Origin of the sequence: Actinomadura sediminis (assembly GCF_042675525.1) — a bacterium.
Lineage (GTDB): Bacteria > Actinomycetota > Actinomycetes > Streptosporangiales > Streptosporangiaceae > Spirillospora > Spirillospora sediminis.
This window is the reverse complement of record NZ_JBHTJA010000050.1, coordinates 28,784-48,957: the sequence shown is the minus strand read 5'-3', so window position 1 is coordinate 48,957 and position 20,174 is coordinate 28,784. Positions and strand designations below refer to the sequence as shown.

Annotated in this window: 17 protein-coding genes; 4 read left to right on the top strand and 13 right to left on the bottom strand. The window is 74.9% G+C overall.

All coding sequences use genetic code 11. The features are described 5' to 3' along the window. A partial coding sequence (locus ACFQ11_RS22860; protein WP_378301876.1) for a serine/threonine-protein kinase occupies positions 1–894 on the bottom strand: 894 nt, incomplete at its 3' end. A 239-nt stretch (positions 895–1,133) separates the two neighbouring features. Here ACFQ11_RS22860 and hrpA point away from each other — a divergent pair. After that, positions 1,134–5,102, top strand: coding sequence for an ATP-dependent RNA helicase HrpA (gene hrpA, locus ACFQ11_RS22855; RefSeq protein WP_378301874.1), 3,969 nt, complete (start codon positions 1,134–1,136; stop codon positions 5,100–5,102). Between the two features lie 206 nt (positions 5,103–5,308). Next, complete coding sequence (locus ACFQ11_RS22850) at positions 5,309–6,790, top strand: coiled-coil domain-containing protein (RefSeq protein WP_378301872.1); 1,482 nt, start codon at positions 5,309–5,311, stop codon at positions 6,788–6,790. Positions 6,791–6,844: 54 nt separating this feature from the next. Here ACFQ11_RS22850 and ACFQ11_RS22845 read toward each other — a convergent pair whose 3' ends face one another. Next, positions 6,845–7,534, bottom strand: a complete 690-nt coding sequence (locus tag ACFQ11_RS22845; RefSeq protein WP_378301870.1) for a hypothetical protein — start codon at positions 7,532–7,534, stop codon at positions 6,845–6,847. A 110-nt stretch (positions 7,535–7,644) separates the two neighbouring features. After that, a complete protein-coding gene (locus ACFQ11_RS22840; RefSeq protein WP_378301868.1) occupies positions 7,645–8,160 on the bottom strand; it encodes a hypothetical protein in 516 nt (171 codons plus the stop codon). A 232-nt stretch (positions 8,161–8,392) separates the two neighbouring features. On the opposite strand from ACFQ11_RS22840, the gene ACFQ11_RS22835 reads away from it, so the two are divergent. After that, on the top strand, positions 8,393–9,193 hold the full coding sequence (locus ACFQ11_RS22835) for an ABC transporter ATP-binding protein (RefSeq protein ID WP_378301866.1): 801 nt from the start codon (positions 8,393–8,395) through the stop codon (positions 9,191–9,193). A 6-nt stretch (positions 9,194–9,199) separates the two neighbouring features. Here the strand turns inward: ACFQ11_RS22835 and ACFQ11_RS22830 are convergent, their stop codons facing one another. From ACFQ11_RS22830 to ACFQ11_RS22785, 10 genes are all read right to left on the bottom strand, one after another. Next, the gene (locus ACFQ11_RS22830) at positions 9,200–10,621 is read right to left on the bottom strand and encodes an AAA domain-containing protein (protein ID WP_378301864.1); all 1,422 of its coding nucleotides are present in this window, start codon (positions 10,619–10,621) and stop codon (positions 9,200–9,202) included. Next, entirely contained in the window at positions 10,618–12,108 is a 1,491-nt protein-coding gene (locus tag ACFQ11_RS22825; protein WP_378301861.1) for a hypothetical protein, read from the bottom strand. Before ACFQ11_RS22825 ends, ACFQ11_RS22830 begins: the two co-directional genes overlap by 4 nt. 7 nt (positions 12,109–12,115) lie before the next feature. Continuing rightward, positions 12,116–13,222, bottom strand: a complete 1,107-nt coding sequence (locus tag ACFQ11_RS22820; RefSeq protein ID WP_378301859.1) for a hypothetical protein — start codon at positions 13,220–13,222, stop codon at positions 12,116–12,118. Next, positions 13,219–14,214, bottom strand: a complete 996-nt coding sequence (locus tag ACFQ11_RS22815; RefSeq protein WP_378301857.1) for a hypothetical protein — start codon at positions 14,212–14,214, stop codon at positions 13,219–13,221. The genes ACFQ11_RS22820 and ACFQ11_RS22815 overlap by 4 nt, the downstream gene beginning before the upstream one ends. A gap of 58 nt (positions 14,215–14,272) precedes the next feature. Continuing rightward, on the bottom strand, positions 14,273–14,920 hold the full coding sequence (locus ACFQ11_RS22810) for a class I SAM-dependent methyltransferase (protein ID WP_378301855.1): 648 nt from the start codon (positions 14,918–14,920) through the stop codon (positions 14,273–14,275). Between the two features lie 25 nt (positions 14,921–14,945). Further along, positions 14,946–15,332, bottom strand: coding sequence for a VOC family protein (locus tag ACFQ11_RS22805; protein WP_378301853.1), 387 nt, complete (start codon positions 15,330–15,332; stop codon positions 14,946–14,948). 91 nt (positions 15,333–15,423) lie between these two features. Then, entirely contained in the window at positions 15,424–16,290 is an 867-nt protein-coding gene (locus tag ACFQ11_RS22800; RefSeq protein WP_378301851.1) for an NAD(P)-dependent oxidoreductase, read from the bottom strand. 74 nt (positions 16,291–16,364) lie between these two features. After that, positions 16,365–17,525: a phosphotransferase enzyme family protein gene (locus ACFQ11_RS22795; RefSeq protein WP_378301849.1), complete on the bottom strand. Its 1,161-nt coding sequence runs from the start codon at positions 17,523–17,525 to the stop codon at positions 16,365–16,367. 93 nt (positions 17,526–17,618) lie between these two features. After that, positions 17,619–18,020, bottom strand: coding sequence for a nitroreductase family deazaflavin-dependent oxidoreductase (locus ACFQ11_RS22790; RefSeq protein WP_378301847.1), 402 nt, complete (start codon positions 18,018–18,020; stop codon positions 17,619–17,621). An 86-nt stretch (positions 18,021–18,106) separates the two neighbouring features. Next, positions 18,107–18,973 (bottom strand): helix-turn-helix domain-containing protein, encoded by an 867-nt coding sequence (locus ACFQ11_RS22785; RefSeq protein ID WP_378301882.1) that lies wholly within the window; start codon positions 18,971–18,973, stop codon positions 18,107–18,109. Between the two features lie 886 nt (positions 18,974–19,859). Here ACFQ11_RS22785 and ACFQ11_RS22780 point away from each other — a divergent pair. Then, positions 19,860–20,171 (top strand): hypothetical protein, encoded by a 312-nt coding sequence (locus tag ACFQ11_RS22780; RefSeq protein ID WP_378301845.1) that lies wholly within the window; start codon positions 19,860–19,862, stop codon positions 20,169–20,171. The last annotated feature ends 3 nt before the right edge of the window (positions 20,172–20,174 follow it).

Genomic DNA, 20,174 nt, shown 5'->3' with positions numbered 1-20,174 from the left:
GTGCGGGGGGCCCGCGTCAGGGACGGTCGGCGGCGCGTCCGCGGGCGCGCCCGGCCCGACGGGCGGACCGGCCGCCCCCTCCGCCCCCTCCGCTCCCTCCGGGCTTGCCCGGCCCTCCAGCGCGGCCCCGAAGTCGGCCGCCGTCCGCCAGCGCCGCTCCCGGTCGGGATCGAGCGCCCGCAGCACGGCCGCGTCCACCTCCGGCGGGACGCCCGGACGGACGTCGCCCGGCGGGCGGGCCGGGGTGCCGGGCGGCTCCCCGGTGAGCAGATGGTGGGCGAGGGCGCCGAGCCCGTAGACGTCGGCGCGGTGGTCGGGCGCCCCGTCGACCTGCGTCTGCTCGGGCGCCATGTAGCCGGGCGACCCGGCGGGCAGCGTCAGGCTGGACAGGCGGTCGCCGGTCCGCGCGATGCCCAGGTCGGCGATCATGACGCGCTCGCCGCCGCCGGGCGCCGTCCGCAGCAGCACGTTGGACGGCTTGAGGTCCCGGTGGACGACCCCGAGGTCGTGCAGGTCCTGCGCGCCGCGCGCGATCTCGCGGACGAGGGCCAGCGCGTCCGCGAGCGCGCCGGGCCCGGCGGGCGGCCCGGCCGCGAGCCGCTCCTCCAGCGTGCCCAGGTCGGCGTAGGTCATCACGAAGTACGGGCGCCCGTCGGGCAGCTCGCCGATGTCGAAGACCTGGACGAGCCGGTGCGAGTCGGCGCGGCGCAGCAGCCGGGCCTCCTGGACGAACCGTTCCCGCACGTCGGCGTGGAGCGTCCAGTGCTCGCCGAGGATCTTGATCGCGACGGGGGAGTCGAGGTCCGGATCGTGGCCCAGCCAGACGGACGCGAAGCCGCCCGTCCCGAGGAGGCGGTCGATCCGGTAGCGGCCGGCGGCGCTCGGTGTGCTCACGTCTACCCATGGTGACTCAACGCGGGCGCCCGCGCACTACGTTGCGTGATGATTCCGGTACGTCCGGCGATCGGGGAATGGCGGCCTCCGGCGACGCGTTGTGGTTCGGGCGCCGCCGGAAAATGGATCGCCCCGCCGGGAGCCGTCCGGCTACCGTGCAAAGGTTCCGAGGGCGGCGCCCGATGAGCCCCCGGCCGAGGAAGGGGCGCGACGCCCGCGGCCTATCCTTGTCAACGGTTATGAGGACGCCTGTGAGATCGCCGCTCGCCGACCTGCGCGCGCGCCTGCCCGAACTGATGCCGCGCGACCGCAGCAGGCTGCGCCGCCGCATCGACGGCACCGAGAAGATCAAGGACGCCGCGCGGCGGGCGAAGGTCGCCGAGGAGATCGCCGCCGAGGTCGCGGCCGCCGAGCGCCGCGTCGAGCGGCGCCGCGCCGCCGTCCCGGCGATCACGTACCCGGCCGAACTGCCGGTCGCGCAGAAGAAGGACGACATCCTCGCCGCCGTCCGCGACCACCAGGTCGTGATCATCGCGGGCGAGACCGGATCGGGCAAGACCACCCAGATCCCCAAGATCTGCCTGGAGCTCGGGCGCGGCGTGCTCGGCTCCATCGGCCACACCCAGCCGCGCCGGCTGGCCGCCCGCACCGTCGCCGACCGTATCGCCGAGGAACTCGGCACCGACCTGGGCGACACCGTCGGCTACAAGGTGCGGTTCACCGACAAGTCGAGCGACGGCACGCTCGTCAAGCTGATGACGGACGGGATCCTGCTCGCCGAGATCCAGACGGACCGGCTGCTGCGGCAGTACGACACGCTGATCATCGACGAGGCGCACGAGCGCAGCCTCAACATCGACTTCCTGCTCGGGTACGTCAAGGAGATCCTGCCGAAGCGGCCCGACCTCAAGGTGATCATCACCTCGGCCACGATCGATCCGGAGCGGTTCTCCCGGCACTTCGACGACGCCCCGATCGTGGAGGTGTCCGGCCGCACCTACCCGGTCGAGGTCCGGTACCGGCCCGTCACCGATCCCGACGACCCGTCCGCCGACCCGGACCGCGACCAGATCCAGGCGATCATCGACGCGGTGGACGAGCTGGGCCGCGAGGCCCCCGGGGACGTGCTCGTGTTCCTCAGCGGCGAGCGGGAGATCCGCGACACCGCGGAGGCCCTGACCAAGCACCTCGCGCGGCAGCGGGGGACGACCGAGGTCCTGCCCCTGTACGCGCGCCTGTCGGCGGCCGAGCAGCATCGGGTGTTCCAGCCGCACCGCGGGCGCCGCATCGTCCTGTCGACGAACGTCGCGGAGACGTCCCTGACCGTCCCCGGCATCAAGTACGTCGTGGACCCCGGCACGGCCCGGATCTCCCGCTACAGCCACCGCCTGAAGGTGCAGCGGCTCCCGATCGAGCCGGTGTCGCAGGCGTCGGCGAACCAGCGCAAGGGCCGTTGCGGCCGCGTCTCCGAGGGCGTGTGCATCCGGTTGTACTCCGAGGAGGACTTCGAGTCCCGCCCGGAGTTCACCGACCCCGAGATCCTGCGCACCAACCTCGCGTCCGTGATCCTGCAGATGACGGCGCTCGGGCTGGGCGACATCGCCGCGTTCCCGTTCGTCGAGCCGCCGGACCGCCGCAACGTCAAGGCGGGTGTCGACCTGCTGCACGAGCTGGGCGCGATCGACCCGGCCGAGAAGGACCCGCGCAAGCGCCTCACCCCGCTGGGCCGCCGGCTCGCGCAGCTCCCGATCGACCCGCGGCTGGCCCGCATGGTCCTGGAGGCCGACCGCAACGGCTGCGTCCGCGAGGTCCTCGTCATCGCCGCCGCGCTGTCCATCCAGGACCCGCGGGAGCGGCCCGCCGAGCACCAGCAGGCCGCCGACGAGATGCACCGGCGGTTCGCCGACCCGACCTCCGACTTCCTCGCCTACCTGAACCTGTGGAACTACCTGCGCGAACGGCAGAAGGAGCTGTCGGGAAGCGCGTTCCGCCGCATGTGCAAGAACGAGTTCCTGCACTTCCTGCGGATCCGCGAATGGCAGGACCTGCACGGCCAGCTCAAGCAGGTCGCCAAGTCCCTCGGCGTCACCCTGAACGACGCCGACGCCCCGCCCGACCGCGTCCACGTGTCGCTGCTGTCGGGCCTGCTGTCGCACATCGGGCTGATGGACACGCCCGGACGGTCCGAACGGGCGGGGCGCGGCGACCCGGCCAAGCGCGAGAAACCGCGGCGCGGGCACGAGTACATCGGGGCCCGCGGCGCGAAGTTCGCCGTGTTCCCCGGGTCCGCGCTGTTCAAGAAGCCGCCGCGCTGGGTGATGTCGGCCGAGCTCGTCGAGACGTCCCGGCTCTGGGGCCGGATCAACGCCAAGATCGAGCCCGAGTGGGTCGAGCCGCTCGCCGGGCACCTGGTGAAACGCAACTACAGCGAGCCGCACTGGTCCAAGAAGCAGGCGGCCGTCATGGCGCACGAGAAGGTCACCCTCTACGGCGTCCCGATCGTGGCGGACCGCCGCGTCAACTACGGCTCCATCGACCCGGCGCTGTCGCGGGAGCTGTTCATCCGGCACGCGCTCGTCGAGGGCGACTGGGAGACCCACCACAGGTTCTTCCACGACAACCGGGCCCTGCTCGACGAGGTCGAGGAGCTGGAGCACCGCGCCCGGCGCCGCGACATCCTCGTGGACGACGAGACCCTGTTCGACTTCTACGACGCGCGGATCCCCGCGGACGTCGTGTCCGGCCGGCACTTCGACGCCTGGTGGAAGAAGGCCCGCCGCACCGACCCCGACCTGCTCGGGTTCGAGAAGTCGATGCTCATCAACGACTCGGCCGACGGGGTCAGCGAGGCCGACTACCCGGACGTGTGGAAGCAGGGCCCGCTGCGGCTGCGGCTGACGTACCAGTTCGAGCCGGGCGCGGACGCCGACGGCGTGACCGTCCACATCCCGGTGCAGGTCCTCAACCAGGTCCGCCCGGACGGGTTCGAGTGGCAGGTCCCCGGCCTGCGCGCCGAACTGGTCACCGAGCTGATCCGGTCGCTGCCCAAGCAGCTGCGGGTCAATTTCGTGCCCGCGCCCGACTACGCCCGCAAGGTCCTCGACCGGGTCGCGCCGCGCAGCGAACCGCTCCTGGACGCGCTGGAGCGCGAGCTCACGGCGCTGACGAGCGTCCCGGTGGCGCGGGAGGCGTGGGACCCCGCCCGCCTGCCCGCCCACCTGCGGATCACGTTCCGCGTGGTCGACGACCGGAACCGCACCCTCGGCGAGGGCACCGACCTGGACGGGCTGAAGCGCCGCCTCGCGGGCAAGGTGCGGGGCACGCTGTCGAAGGCGGCGTCGACCGTTGAGCGGACCGGTCTCACCGACTGGACGATCGGCGAGCTGCCCCGCACCTACGAGCGGAAGCAGGCCGGCTACGACGTCAAGGCCTACCCCGCGCTCACCGACGAGGGCGACGCCGTCGCCGTCCGCATGTACGAGACGGAGGCCGAGCAGCGCCGCGCGATGTGGCGCGGGACCCGCCGCCTCGTCCTGCTGAACGCGCCGTCGCCGGTGAAGCTCATCCAGAGCCGCCTGACGAACCAGGGCAAGCTGGCGCTCAGCCACAACCCGCACGGCTCCACCGCCGCGCTGTTCGACGACTGCGTCACGGCCGCCGCCGACCTGCTGATGGCCGAGGCGGGCGGGCCCGCGTGGGACGAGGCCGGGTTCCGCGCCCTGTACGACCGGGTCCGCGCCGACCTGCACGACGCGACGGCGCGGATCGTCGCGCAGGTCGAGCGGATCCTCGCCGAGGCGCACGAGGTCGACCGCCGCATCCGCGGGACGAAGAGCATCGCGCTCGTCCCGGCGCTGTCCGACGCGCGCGGCCACCTGGAGTCGCTCGTCCGGCCCGGGTTCGTCACCGCGACGGGCGCGGCGCGGCTGCCCGACCTCGTCCGCTACCTGCGCGCCCTCCAGGCCAGGCTCGACAAGCTCCCGGAGAACCCGAACCGGGACCGGCTGCTCGCGGGCCAGGTCGAGGCGCTCAAGGAGGAGTACCGCCGGACGCTCCAGCGGCTGCACCCGGCCCGCCGCGAGGACGAGCCGGTGCGGCACGTCCGGTGGATGATCGAGGAGTTCCGGGTCAGCCTGTTCGCCCAGCAGCTCGGGACGCGCTACCCGGTGTCCGACAAGCGCATCCGCAAGGCCATGGCCCAGCTGTGACCCGCTCCCGCGTCCCCTTTGTCGCGGGGCGCGGGCAGGCGCCCGGCGGCGCGCCGAAGCCCATCCCCGCGGAGCGGGCGGCGTCCCGCGAAGCGATCCCGGCCGCCGGGCGGGGCCGTTTTCCGTCGCCGGGTGCGTCGCGGGCGGCCCCACATCTGCCACCCAAGTCACTGCGGTCCCGACGACTAGTGCGTATCGTTCATTCCATGCCTAACAGCCAAGAGCGCGACAATAGCGGCCCGCAGGAGACGGCCGCGACGTCTTCGGCCGCGGTCCCCGGGGGGCCGGGCGGCGACGTCGGCGCGTCCGGGGGATCGGGGGAGACGGCGGTGGCCCGCATGGGCGACCCCGTCACGGTGTGGCCGTGCGCGAACTGCGGGCGTCCCGTGCCGCAGCCGGTGGGGGCGACCCGCGTGGTCCGCTACTGCCAGGACGACGACGGCACGTGCGCCCGCGAGGCCCGCGAGCGCCGGGAACGCGGCCGGGACGCGCCGGGCCTCACCGGGCACGTCGCCTCCACCTGGGAGATGGTCGAGCGGCTGGAGAAGGCCGCCGACGTGCTCGCCGAGTCGCTGACCTCCGAGCTGAGCGTCGCCGGGGTGGAGCGGCGCGTCGCCGAGGTGCGGGCCGAGGCCGCCCGCGAGCTGGCCATCGCGCAGACCGAGCGCGACGCGTCCCAGCGCCGCGCCGAGGAGGCATGGCAGGAGGCGACCTCCGCCCGCCAGCGCGCGGAGAACGCCGAGCGGGAAGCCGAGCGCGCCCGGGAGGAGGCCAGGCTCGCGACCGCCAAGCGGGACGCCGCCCAGCAGGCGTGGGAGGAGGCGCACCAGATCGCGCAGCAGTCGATGACCGCGAAACTGGCCGCCGAGAGCGAGCGCGACCGCATCGCCGCCCGCGAGGCCGAGCTGCTGTCCGCGCTGGAGAGCGCCCGCGCCGAGCTCGTCGAGCTGCACGCCAAGGTGTCCGAGGCGGAGAGCGCCGCCGAGTCGCAGCGCGTCGAGGCGGCCGTCGCCAAGCAGGGCGCCGAGGACCTGCGCAACGCCATGCGGGACGCCGAGGCGCAGCGGCAGCGCGCGATGCAGGCCGCCAGCAAGGCGGAGGCCGAGCGCAGCGCCGCGCTGCGCGCCCAGTCCGAGGCGGAGGCCGAGGTCGTCCGCGTCCAGGCCCGCGCCGACGAGGCCGTCAAGGACCGCGACGCCGCGCAGGCGCAGGCGCAGGCCGCGGCGGCCGAACGGGACGAGCTGACGGGCCGGCTGAACGAGCAGGCGGCGCAGGTGCGGCAGCTGTCGCAGTCGGTCGCCGACCAGCAGGCCGCGCTGACCGCGCTGGCCGAGGAGCGCGACGCGGCCCGCGCCGAGGCCGACCGGGCCCGCCGCCAGGTGGACCAGTTCACCCAGGGCACCTTCGCGTCGGGCGCGCCGCAGGGCGGCCGGATGCAGAGCGGCCAGATGCAGAGCACCGCCATGCGCAACGGGCCCGCCCAGAACGGCCCGCAGGCGCCGGGCGTGCCCCCGGGCCCGCCGCCCATCGGCGGCCCCGCCCAGGGCGGCACCGGACCCCACGGGACCCCGGGCGCCGCGCCGTATCCCGTCCCCGGAGCGAACGGCGCCCCGAACGGCGCCCGGGCCGAGCAGGGCCGCACCGTGAACGGCTCGGACCGGGAGGACCCCCTGTTCACCGGCCCGTGACCCGCCCCGGCGGGCCCGCCCGGCGGCGCGGACGCCCCGCCGCCGGGCCCCGGATCAGCTCCCGAACCGCTCCGGGTCGATTTCGATCCAGATCTGCTCGGCGCGGCCCAGCAGCCGGCCGTCCGCCCCGTACAGCGCCGTCGCCGTGTGCGTCTTGCGGCCCTCGCGGCTGCGCGTAGCCCCCATGACCACGCAGCGCTCCCCGGCCTCGGGCACGTCGGAGACCTGCGCGGTCATCGTGCCGAGCACCGCCGGGCGGGCGGCCACGTCGAACGACCAGGCGCCCGGGCAGTCCAGGGCCGCCCACACCAGCTCCCGTCCCGGGACGTCCTCGGGCGTCCACGGCGTCGCCACCGTGTCCTCAGCGACCGGGCCCGGCTCCAGCCGCAGCCCGTCTCCGGGCTCGCGGTCCGGGCCGCACACGAAGCAGCCGGGGAACGGGTTGTTCTCCGCCGCCCGGTACTTCTCCGCGGCCTTCTCCGCCTCCTCGAACGGGACGCCCGGGACGGGCGGCACCACGATCGCGCCCGCCAGCGCCTCGGCGATCAGCCGCTCGCCGTCCCACAGCCGGACGCTGTGCCACCGCTCGTCCTCCGCCGTCACGGTGAGTTCCGCGTCCAGCGGCGGAGGCAGCCGCAGGGTCACGGTGACGGTGTCGGTCGGCACCCGCTTCGCCAGCAGCCCCGCCACGTAGCCGCCGTTGCCCGACTCGTCCGGGCCGTGGAACCGTCTTTCGATGATCACTTGCCGTTTCCCCCGCGCTCACGATCCGCCGCAAAAACGGGACCGATCATAATGAGCCGGTCGGACGTCCGAAGCGCCGACCCCGCTCGCACCGGCGCGCGGGCGGCGGCTCAGACGGCGCGCGACGGCTGCGGCCGGCCCGGCCGCGTGGTGAAGAACACCGACAGCGAGCCCCGCAGGCGCGCCCGGACGGTCTCCTCGTCCACGGGCCCGTCGGGGCGGACGGGCGTGCGGTCCAGGGCGCGGGCGATGAGCCGGTCGACGTTGCGGTCGGCGACGAGCACCGAGCACGTGTCGCACGCGTACCACGGGTACAGCATGTTCAGGACGGCCACCGCGGTGTCGTCGTCCGACAGGTGCGTGGTGTCCAGCTCGACCTCGAACATGTCGGTGTCCTCGGGGTCGAGCGTGGGGTAGTACAGCCAGCTCGTCTCCGGGCCCCCGCAGAAGTCGCACGCCCGGTCCTGCACGGCGGGCTCGCCGACCGCGAGCTCCAGCTCGTGATCCCACGGCTCCACCCTGCGGTTGTGGCGGTAGCCGACGCCGTCGAGCGATCCCTCGCGGTTGTGCGTGACGTCGTGCACCTCGCCGCCGCAGCGGGCGCACATGAAGCCGATGTCCTCCATGTCCCTCCCCTGATCGCTGAGGCACCGGCTCTCACAGTATCCGTCCGGGGGCTTCCGTTGTACCCGGGTGCCGGGCGGTTCGGATAAGTTGAAGATCACTTTCGACGCCCGCGCCCGGCGACCCCGGCCCACGCCCGCGTCCGTCCGCCCCGGAGCGTCCCGCGGTTCAGGTCCCCGTGACCCGGTGTTCCACGACCCTCCGCGCGCGCCCGGCTCCCGAACGGAGGTCCCGATGCCCCCCGCCGTGCCCGGCGTCGTCCTGAACGCCGACAAGATCGACCTCGTCCGCGAACGGCGCCTCCTGCTCGACGGGGTGACCATGACCGTGCTGCGCGGCGAGCACTGGGCGCTGCTCGGGCCGAACGGCGCCGGCAAGAGCACCCTGCTCGGCATCCTCGGCGCCTACACCCACCCGACCCGTGGTTCCGCCGAGATCCTCGGGCACCGGCTCGGCCGCGTCGACGTGCAGCGGGTCCGCAGGATGATCGGCCACGTCGACCCCCGCCACCCGCTGGAGTCTGCGCGGACGGTCCGCGAGATCGTCCTCACCGGCGTCACCGGCACGATCGAGCTGGTGCCGCGCTGGACGCCCACCGGTGACGAGCTGGACCGCGCGGACGAACTGATCGCGCTGATGGGCCTGGCGCACCGCGCGGACGCCCGCTGGCCGAACCTGTCGCAGGGCGAGCGCGGGCGGTCGCTGATCGCGCGGGCCCTGATGCCCGACCCGCCGCTGCTGCTCCTCGACGAGCCCGCGACCGGCCTGGACGTCGCCGCCCGCGAGCGGCTGCTCGCCGGAATCGACCGGCTCCGCGCCGACCGCCCGGACCTGACGACCGTGCTCGTCACCCACCACCTGGAGGAGCTGCCGGCCAGCACCAGCCACGCGCTGCTCCTGCGGGAGGGGCGGGTGCTGGCGTCCGGCGCCGCCGGGGACGTGCTCACCACCGAGGCGGTCAGCGCGTGCTTCGACCACCCGATCACGATCACCCGGCACAACGGCCGCTGGGCCGCGACCGCCGGGCCCGCGTAGCCGGGCTCAGCCCGCCGCGACGCGGTGCCGGGACAGGTGCGCGAGAACCGACTGGTTCGCCTCCCACCCGTCCGGGAACTTCACCGGGACGCCGAGGTGCACGGGCTCGGCCGACGGGTGGGCGTCCAGCAGCTCGGGGATGCCCGCCCGCGCCACCACGACGCACGCGTGCCGGTGCCGGGACGTCAGCACGCACAGCCGCCCCGACTCCAGATGGAACGCGGTGGCGTCGCGGCGGCCCGAGAGCGGGTGCAGGACGACCGTGACGTCGTACTCGCGGCCCTGCAGGCGGTTCGCGGTGTCGACGGTGATCCCCGCGCCGTGCGGGCCGAGCGCGGCGCGGATCGCGGTGACCTGGTCGCGGTGCGCCGCGCCGATCGCGACGCGGGACGCGTCGACCTGCGCCGTCCCCTTCTCCGAGTGCGCGACCGGGCCGCGCTGCAGCAGCCGGACGGCGAGCGCCGCCGTCGCCCGGACCGCCTCGGCGTCGGTGCGCAGCGTGTGCCGGGCGGGCAGCTCGAACAGGGCCCAGCCGGTCGCGGCGGCCTCCTCCAGCGCCCGGTCGTAGGTGGTGCCCATGCCGCCCGCGGAGAACTCGAGCCGCCGGTCGTCCGGGCCCGTCCCGGCCCGGAACGGGGTGAACGGGTAGAAGGCGTCCGCCACGACCGGCGCCGCCGACGCGGGCAGCCGCCACGACACCGGCAGCCGGTGGACGGGCAGGTCCGGATTGTGGGCGAGCAGGACCGACACGGCGCTGCGCATCGGGTCCCACGCGAGCCCCGCCCAGCGTTCGACCTCCACCGTGGAGAACGGGTCGAGCTGGCCCGGGTCGCCCACGAACAGCGCCCGCTCGAACCGGCCGGCGATGCGCAGCAGCATGTCCGACCGCATCTGGTAGGCCTCGTCGACGATCGCCCACGGCCACGATCCGTCCGCCAGCGTCGCCCACTTCGCGGCCGTCGCGATCACGACGGCCTGCTCGGCGAGGTCGCCGGCCTTCTGCCGCACCTGCACCTGCGGATGCGCCAGCACCCGCTCGGACGGCACGTACTGCGACGCCGACAGCCGGCCGATCGTCAGCCGCGGATGCGCGTCGGCGATCCGCTCGATGAGGTCGTCGACCTGCTCGTTCGTCTGCGCGACGATCATCAGCCGCTCGCCCGCGTCGGCGAGGTGCCCGGCGGCGCGGACCACCAGCGTGGACTTGCCCGCGCCGGGCGGGGAGTCGACGACCACGCCGCGGTGGGCGCCGGACAGGTCCGCCAGGACGGCGTCGACGACGCGGGCCGCGGCCTTCCCCGGATCCTCCGCGGGAGCCCCGCCGGCCCCGGCGTCCGGACGTCCCGCGGGCGCGGGAGCCGGCGAGGGCACCGGCGTCAGGCGGCGCGTTCCCGGCGCGGCACGGCCCGTGGTCTCGCCCGTGGTCATGACCATTCCTCTTCGGCGTCCTCGTCGGTCGGCACGTAGTCCGCGGGCGGCCCGCCGTGGGTCCACGGCGTGTCCTCCCGGTCGGGGAACTTCGCCTGCCCGAACGAGCCCTCGGTCAGCGACGTGAAGCACACCCGTTCGCCGACCCGCGGGACGGCACCGGGCTCCGGGGTGAGCTTGCGGCCCATCCCGCCGGTCAGCTCCAGCAGCACGCCCCCCGTGCCGAACTCCACGATCCTCCCCTTCAGCGCGGGCCGCGCGGCGTTGCACACGGTCGTGCCCACGTCGAGCCGGACCGGGTCCTCGGTGGCGACCCGCAGGTACGGGCGCAGCTTCGGCCGCTTGCCGGTCTCGTCCAGGCGGGTCGGGTCGCACTCGGTGACGACGCCGCCGAACGCCTGGCCGGACAGCCGGTGCTCGGCCATGACCAGCGGGTCGTCGAACGCCCGCTGCGCCTCGTAGGCGTCCTGCGCGCGCTCCAGATCGTGCAGCCGCCGCGCCGCCCGGACGGGCGTGTCGCGGCGCGCCTGAGGATACGCCTCGCCGAACGTCTGGTGGTAATAGGTGAACGAGTCCCGGTCGCGCTCCCAGCGGCGCGGGACGCTCGCGCCCTCGGGCAGGGCGCGCAGCAGGTCGACGGCCCGCCACATCAGGTCCCAGGTGGGGGCGAGCTGGGACGCGACGGCGGCGCGCAGTCGCTCCTCGGCACGGGGCGCGCCGTTGGACCGGTCGTAGGCGGCGATCGCGGGGGCGAGCACCTCGTTGTCGAACGTCGGGTCGGTCGCGGGCCCGGCCGGCGGGCACGTCACCGGGTCCTCGGCGCGGGCGGCGGCGGCCGGTCCGTCCATGCCGTCCGGCGGATCGATCCAGCCGAGCAGCGCCGCGAGGTTGCCGTCCTCCAGGGAGCTCTGCCCCGTCGCCCAGTGCAGCCGCAGCGTCTCCGTCATCGCCAGCAGCAGCGACGACCCCGGATGGTCGTGCCGGTCGGCGAACCAGGTCAGCCACCGGCCGAGCACCGGCACCGCCGGGTCCACCGCGTAGGGGCCCTCGGTGCTGCGGAACCGGGTGGAGCGGCCGAGCAGCCGCAGGAACGTGACGCCGCCGCGGTTCGGCACCAGCACCTGCGGCGCGTCCCCGTACCGGATCCGCTCCTCGGCCTCCCCGGACTTGGCGGCGGACCGGCTCGGCGGGGGCCTCTCGACGGCGCCGCGGCTGGTCTCGATGTGGTTCAGGACGAGCTTGGCGGCCTCGGCGGCGAACGCGAACCGCAGGTCGCGGTTGCGCGGCTGCGGGACGACCAGCAGCGACGGGTCGTCGCGGTCGGCGCCGAGCATCATCGCCAGCGGCGCCGCCGCCTCCCCGGCGAGCCGCAGCGGGATCAGCACCAGCGGCGCCGCCGAGACGTGGCAGTGCCGCACGGTGGCGAGCGGCTGCGCGATCCCGGCGGCCGCGGCCTGCAGGCGGGCGAGCGAGGACAGCGCGCTCATGTGCCGATCACGCGGCGCCCTGCGCCGCTCCGGCCAGCGCCTCGGCGCGCAGCCGGGCGGCGGTGCGCAGCTGCTCGGCGGTCTCGGCCAGGTCGTCGGACGGCGCCAGGGTGCCGTCGGCGAGCGCCAGCGCGGTCCCGATCGCGTCCACGCCGCCGAGGTCGTCGCGGACCGCGCGGCCGAGCGCGCCCGTCGCCCCGCACGCCCGCGCCTCGTCGCGGCAGAACAGCGCCATCTCGCAGCCCGCCATGCACTCGGGTGCGTACCGGGCCTCGACCGCGCGCACCGACTCGGCGAGCGCGTCGCCGGGCTCGAACGTCAGGTCGTCCGGGAGCTCGTCCAGGATGCGGTCGATGCGGGTGAGCCGGGCGAGCTGCCGCTTCAGGACGGCGAGCTGCGGGCGGACGTCCAGCGGCGTCGCCGTCGGCCGGTTCGAGAAGTTCTCGGGGCAGACCAGGAACACCTCGTGCGACACGCGCGCCGGGTCGTGTCCCAGTTCCTCCACCAGGCGCCGCAGCGCCAGCACGTACACCGCCGACTGCCGGGCCGCCGCCGCGACCTGCTCCGGCTCGGCCTGCCCGTCCACCACCGCGAACGACTTGATCTCGATCACGTGCAGCCGTCCCGCGAACTGGAACGCGATGACGTCCGGCTCCAGGTAGGCGGGCCGCCCGGCGATGTCGAGGCGCAGCAGCGGGTGGTCGAACAGCGTGCCCTCGCCGGACTCCAGCGCGCGGGCGAGCAGCCGCCGCGTCCGGGTGTGGCGCAGCTCCCGGCCCTCGTTGCCCGCCACCACCTCGAGGTCGTCGTAGGCGACCTCCGGGACGGCGAGCCCGAGCGTGTCGCGCAGCAGCGTCAGCAGCTCGGCGCACCCGTCGGCCTTCACCTGCGCCTCGAAGGCGTTCCCGCGCGTGATCGCGAACTGCGACTGGCCGAACGGCGCCGGGAACCCGAGCGCCCGCGCCACCGCGTCCTTGTCGACCCCCGCCGCGTCCATCACCCCGCGGCGGGCGCAACCGGGATTGCCGGTCAGCGCGGCGATCGTGCGTGCGTCGTGGTTGCGCGGGGGAGCGCCGCCGCGCAGCCGGTCCAGGTCCGGCGCGGTCTCGGTCATCGGTCCGTCTCTCCATTGACGGCAGGGCGCCGTGGGGCGTCCTGCAGGGCCCGCAGCCGGCTGCCGAACAGCCGTTCCGCGTCGTCGAGCCGGTCCAGGGCGCGCCCGGCGGCCGACTCGCGCCGCCGCCGGTCGGCCTCCCGGTGCACCTCCAGCTCCTCCCGGGCGGCCTCGGCGAGCACGGCCGGATCGACGGTACCGACCGTACCGTCGACCGCACCGGGAATGTTGGACGCGAAACGCCACAGCAGCCGCTGCACTTCGGCGTTCGGTTCGCCGCGTCCGGTCAGCCGGGCATCGGCGTGCTCGGCCAGCCGGATCGCGGACGTCAGGAAATCGGTGCGCGGGCTCAGCGGGCCCACGATGCGGCGCTCCAGCGGCCACGTGCTGACGGTGAGCAGGCCGCGGGCGGGGGCGAGCAGGTCCGCGGTGAGCGCGGCGCACAGGTAGTACGGCCGGGCGTAGGGGGCGGTGCGGAACGAGCGCTCCTCGTCGCGGCGCAGGCTCGACAGCCTGCCCGCCGCGATCTCGCCGGGGAAGAACGCCGCGTACACCGACCCGACGAGCTTGGGGGCGGACGGGACGCCGAGCAGCGTCAGCGCCTGGTGCACCTGCTCGCGGACCGGCAGGAGGCCGCGGCGCGCGCCCTTGCCGCCGCCCTTCGCGGCCTTCGCGCCGCTCCCGGACGAGCCTTTCGCGGACCCCTTGGGGGTTCTCTTCGCGCGCCCGCCCTTCCCTGGCGCCGCGGCCTGCGCCCGTCCGCCGGAGGGGCGCCGCGACCCGGCCGCGCGGAGGTCCGCCGGGGCCCCGGCGTCCGTGGCGTCGCCGAGGACGAGGTCGTCCCAGGCGTCCTCGGCGCGCCGCAGCTCCCCGCGCAGCTCGCGGGCCGTCCGCCGGTCCCCGGCCGCCATCGCCCGGCGCACGCCCGTGCGCAGCTCGGCGATGCGGGCTTCGAGCGCGTCGGGGGTCGGCGCGTCGGGGGAGCGGGACATGCGGCAGACGGTACAGGAGGTCCCAGACAATTCCAGGGTTTTCCAGTGTTTCGGCGCGTTATGCGGAGGTTGCCCCGGGATGTCCGGGAGATCGGCGCGGCCTCCGCCACACCAGCGAATACCGCCAGAGAACACGACGGCGGAACGCGGCGCCCGGCAGCACGCGCCGGGCCTCGTCGCGCACCTCGGCCCACGTCATGTCCGGATCGGCGATCGGGGCGCCGGGGTCGCCGGCGGTGCGCCGGTTGCGGAAGCGGTGGAAATGGTGCGCCGGGACTCCGGCGGCCGAATACAGCAGGTCGCCGAGACCCGCGTTGTTCGCGAGGCCGATCACCACGAGCGTCCCGCCCGGCCGGACGGCGTCGCGCATCGCGGTCAGCGCGGCGGTGAAGTCCATGTGGTGGATCGCCGCGACGCTGCAGACGAAGTCGTAGCGGGCCTCGGGCAGGTCGTACTCCAGCAGCCCGGACTCGACGAACCGGACGCCGGCCGCGTCCCCGGTCAGCGCCCGGGCGCGCTCGATCATCTCCGCGGACCGGTCGAGCCCGGTGACGCGGCCCGCGTGGGGCGCGAGCCGGCGGGCGAGCAGCCCGTCCCCGCAGCCGACGTCCAGCGCCTCCCGGCAGCCGCGCGGGACGCCGCGCAGCACGAGCGGGTGGTAGTGGGTGTTGTGGTTCCAGTACTCGTCTGCCGCGCTCACGGCCATGGGCGCCACCGGGGGAGGGACGGGGTCAGCGGGTGTCGCGGCGGAGCGGATGCCCCTCCGGCACCTCCACGATAACGATCTTGACGCCCGCGGGGTCCTCGATCCACATCTCCACCAGTCCCCACGGCTCCTCGCGGGGCTCCCGGACGATCCGCGCCCCGGCCGCCGCGAGCCGTTCGTGCTCGGCACGCACGTCGCGCACCTGAAGCCAGATCATCGCGGCCGGCCCGCCCTCGCCGGCGCCGTGCCCCGACACCTCCAGGAACCCGGAGCCGAGGAAGAACACGACGCCGGGGGAGTCGGGCGGGCCGAACTCCCGGTAGACGGCGAGCCCCAGAACGTCCCGGTAGAAGCGCTGACTGCGCTCAGGGTCCGCCGGACGAAGCAGAATACGGCTGCTCAATACCTCCATGACCCCATCCTCACCCGGCGCCCGCCCCGCCCCGGAAGCGGCCCCCGCCCGAAACCGGACCGTTCCCGGGCCGTCTCCGGGCGAGCCCCGGTCAGCCGGGGAAGCTCGCGTGGTAGGTCGCGGCCATGTCGGCGTCGCCGTGGCCCTGCTCGATTGCGCGGCGGAACCGCTCGCCCGCCGCGTCGTTGACGTCGACGCGGATCCCGGCGGCCGCGGCGGCGTCGTGGATGATGCGGGTGTTCTTCTCCGCGGTCCGCACGGCGAAGCTCGGCGCGAGCTCGTCGTCCACGATCGCCTTCATCTTCACCTGCAGGTACGCGTTGTCGAGCGGGCCGCCGGTGAGGACCTCCCCGAGCAGGGCCGCGTCGAGCCCGAGAGCCCGGGTCAGCGCGACCGACTCGGCGATCACCGAGGTGAGCGAGATCGCGTAGCTGACGGCGGCGAGCTTCAGCCGGGTGCCCGCGGCGGCCGAACCGTCCTCGTCCAGCCACAGCGTCCGGCTGCCGAGCGTGCCGAACACCGGCTCCAGCACCGGCCGCGCCTTCTGCGGCCCCGCGGCGAGGACGACCAGGTTGCCCTGCTCGGCGGGCTGCTTGGTGCCCTGGACGGGGGCGTCCACGAACGTCGGGCCGTGTTCGGCGGCCAGGGCGGCCAGCCGCGGCACGTCGTCCACGGCGACGGTGCCCATCTGCGCCCAGACCTGCCCGGGGCGCAGGCCCGGCGCCGCGTCGGCCATGACCGCCAGCGCCGTCTCGCCGTCCCCGAGGACGGTGATGACCACCTCGGCGCCGGTCACCGCCTCGGCGGGGGAGGACGCCACGGCGGCGCCGTCGGCGCGCAGCGGCTCCGCGCGGGCCGCCGTCCGGTTCCACACCGTGACCCGGTGCCCGTCGCGCAGCAGGGTGCGGGCCATCGCGGTGCCCATGATCCCGGTTCCGAGCAGGGCGACTTCACTCATGATCGTCTCCTATTTGGACTGAATGGTACAAATCTGTTCCCATGAATATCACGGGACGCCGGCATCCGCCGACGTCAGCCGTAGGCGTGCTCGTCGCCCGGGACGTCCGCGCCGGCCTCGGCGGCCGGACCGTCCCCGGCGCCCGGCGCGTACGGGGCGGCGAACGCGTCGAGCGTCCGCTCCAGATGGGCCGACCACCAGGTCACCAGCGCCGCGTGCCCGCGCACCTGCGCCTGACGCTCCGCGCCGCGGGCGCCGTCCTCGCCGAGGTACCGCCGACGCAGCGGCGCGACGTCGCAGAGCCGCTCCCACCACGCGCGGTGCACCGCCGACTGGATCTGCCCCGCGTCGAGCGGGAACGACGCGCGGTGCCCCCGGACGAACGCCTGCACCCGGTCGAGATCGAGGCCGCGGTCGTCCTCGCCCGCGAACAGCCGCGCGGCCGCCCGCACCACCTCGCCCGCCACGGGGCCCGTCGTGAGCCCGTCCCAGCCGAGGACCGCGGTCACGTTGCCCGCGCCCCCGTACCGCAGGTTCCCGCCGTGGAACGACCCGTGCAGGTGCCCGACCGTGCAGACCTCCGCGTCCGGCGGCTGGTGGTCGGCGAACTCCTCCAGCAGCGCCCGCCGCTCCCGCAGCCGCCGCTCCGACAGCGCGTCGAAGTCGGTGCCGCCGCCCCGCGGGACGGACGCCAGCATGGCGTCGACCGCCGCCGCGGCGTCCGCGGCGCGCGGCGCGGGCACCAGCATGCTCTGCTGCACCGGCGGCGTCAGCCGCTCCATCTCCGCGTGCAGCCGGCCGAGCAGCCCCCCGAGCGCCTCGCACTGCGCGAACGTCAGCTCCAGGCCGTCCCGCCCGCGCCCGCCGGCCCAGGGGAACAGCTCGTAGCCGCGGCCCGCGGCGGTGACGAGCGTCCGCCCGGTCCGGGCCGGGACGGGCGCGAGGACGGGCAGCCCGGCCTCGTCGAGCGCGGAGACGATCCGATGCCGGAACAGGATGCGCCGCCGGTCCGGGGCGGGATGCTCCTTCAGCAGGTAGGACCCGTTCCCCGTGTCGACGCGCCGGGACCGCCGGGAGGCGCCGCCGTCCGGACCGGGGTCGGCGAACCGCGCGTCCGGCCCGATCTCCCAGCGCCGCAGGAGCCGCGCGGGCGGCCCGGCGGCGCCTCCGCCCGCGGCGGTGTCAGCGGACTGTGACGCGGGCGTCTCTGACGCCGGACCCTCTGACGTCGGCACTGTGCACCTCGGCGGCCTCGGACGGACGGCGGTCGAACGGATGTTCCAGGCCGACGCTACACGGCCCGTCACCGCGGGGAAAGGCGCCCGCGCTCAGACGGGCTCGAGCACGACCACGGGGATCTCGCGGTCGGTCTTCGCCTGGTACTCGTCGTACTGGGGCCAGACGGCGGCCATCTTCTTCCAGAAGCCGGGCTTCTCCTCCGGCGTGGCGGTGCGGGCCCGCGCGGCGAACCTGTCGCCCTTCACCTGGACCTGCACCTCGGGGTCCTGCTGCAGGTTCAGGTACCACAGCGGCGGCTCGTCCGCGCCGCCCTTGGACGCGACCACCAGATAGGCGTCGCCCTCCCGCTGGTAGATCAGCGGCGTGGTCCGCGGCCGCCCGGTGCGCCGCCCCGTCGTGGTGAGCAGCAGCGTGACCGTCCCCTGCCAGTCGTGCCCCTCCGCGCCGTCGGTCTCCCGGTAGCGGTCGACGTGCTCCTTGCCGAACAGCATCCCGTGTCCCTTCCGTGGGTCCGTGCCGATGCGGACGATCTTCCCCGCCGCCCGCCCGCCGATGCGCGATCGCGGGACCGGGTCCCTCACAGGTCGGCGAGGACGCCGCTCAGCAGGCCGCCGGTGTCGTCCGGGCGCGCCGCGGTGATGCACAGGTTGTTCATCGCGCGCATGTAGGTGTCGACGTCGGTGGGCTTGTCGAGGTACAGGGCGCTCGTGAGCTGCTCCAGGTACACGACGTCGGACAGGCCGGGCTCCGCGAACCGCAGGATCGTGAACGGGCCGCCCGCCGCGGCGTGCCCGCCCGCGCCGAACGGCACGATCTGCAGGGTCACGTTCGGCAGCTCCGACATCTCCATCAGGTGCTGCAGCTGGCGCCGCATCACGTCGCGCCCGCCCAGCGGCCGCCGCACCACCGCCTCGTCCACGACCGCCCACAGCGTCGGCGCGCTCGGCGCGGTGAACCGCTCCTGCCGGGTGGTCCGGACCCAGACCCGCCGCTCGACCTCCTCCTCCGACGCGTCGGGGAAGCCGAGGCGGACGACGGCGCGGGCGTAGTCCTCCGTCTGGAGCAGGCCCGGGACGAACTGGAGCTCGTAGGAGCGCAGCAGGGAGGCGGCCTCCTCGAGCCCGAGGTACGCCTCGAACCAGTTCGGCAGCACGTCGCCGTACCGGTGCCACCAGCCCGGGGTGTTGGCCTCCTTGGCCAGCTCGAGCATCTGCTCGCGCTCGGCGGGGTCGGTGACGCCGTAGAGGGTGAGGAGGTCGGCCACGTCGCGGGTCTTGAAACCGACCCGGCCCAGCTCCATCCGGCTGATCTTCGAATGGGAGCCGCGGATCTCGTACCCGGCCTGCTCGGTGGAGATGCCGCATTCCTCGCGGAGGCGGCGCAGTTGCGCGCCGAGCAGAATGCGCAGGACGGTCGGCCCGCCGCGCCGCGGATAGTCGATCAGCCGTCCGGCCGGATCATCTTCGGCCGGAGGAGTCGGAACAGCTGAATCCTGGGGCAAGGGGGTCACCAGCCAGTCGACGGGTCTGCGTGGGGCGGAACGGCACCGCCCTATGTTAGGGGATGGAAGCACGATTTTGGGAAGTATGGAAAAGGCGTCTTCGGCAATCTCCCAATCGTGCTGGAACAGGCGGCGCGGTGCGGTACCGTGCGGCTCCGAGTGCGGACGGTCCCGCCGTTCGGAGCCGCAGACGATACTCCTCCCGCCTATGCCGCGCCAACGCGTCCCTCACCCGCCGTGATCGCGGATGGGCGGCTTGGAGCGTGACCACGGGGTCGTTCGACGCGGTCGGTGGCGGTGCGGCGGCGCACCGTGTCCGCCGCCCCCGCCGGGGCGCCGCGGGGGCGCCAATTCCACGGCCGCTTCAACGGCGGCGCATCCCCAATGGCCCATGAATTGCCGGGCGTTCTCGGGTGCCGCCGTCGACCAATCGGCGGCGATTTTCCGTGCCGTCCCGCGTGACGCGATAATGACGGGCTCCCGGCGGTGTGCCGAACAATACGTGAGGCCGTGTCGAACCGGACGCCGGGGGTGAGGCCCGCGCGCGCGACCGTCCCCGGCTCGGGGCCGCCGCGGGGAGCGGCCACCGGGCGGGCGCGGGGCCGGGCGCCGCCCGTGCGTGACGCGGATCTCGTGCGGGACGCCCCAGGTACGCGGCGCGGTGACGAAGGTCTCGCCGCCACCGGGCGTACTTCGCGGCGTTCCGGCGTTCACTGGTACGGAGGCGCGGCGCACGCGCACCGCGAAAGCGGACAAAAGCGGACATCCGCGATGTCCTGCGCGGCGCTCGCCGGATTCCGGCCCATCACCGACCAGATTTGGGGGAATCATGAACGCGACCCGTGAGCGACCCGACATCCGGTTCCTGATCTCGGGCGACGTCACCGCCCACGAGCGCGGCGCCGCGGAGCGCGCCGTCGGCGAGGCGCTGGCGGAGGCCCACGGCGCCGTCACGTCCGTCCAGGTCACGCTCAGCGTCGTGGCCGACCCCGCCCTGCCCCGCCCCGCGCTGGCCCGCGCCGTCATCGAGCTCGACGGCCGGATCGTGCGCGCCCAGGCGGCCGCCCCGCGGCTCGCCGAGGCCATCGCGCTGCTGCGCGACCGCCTCGCCGTCCGGATGACGACCCTGCGGGTCGGCTGAGTC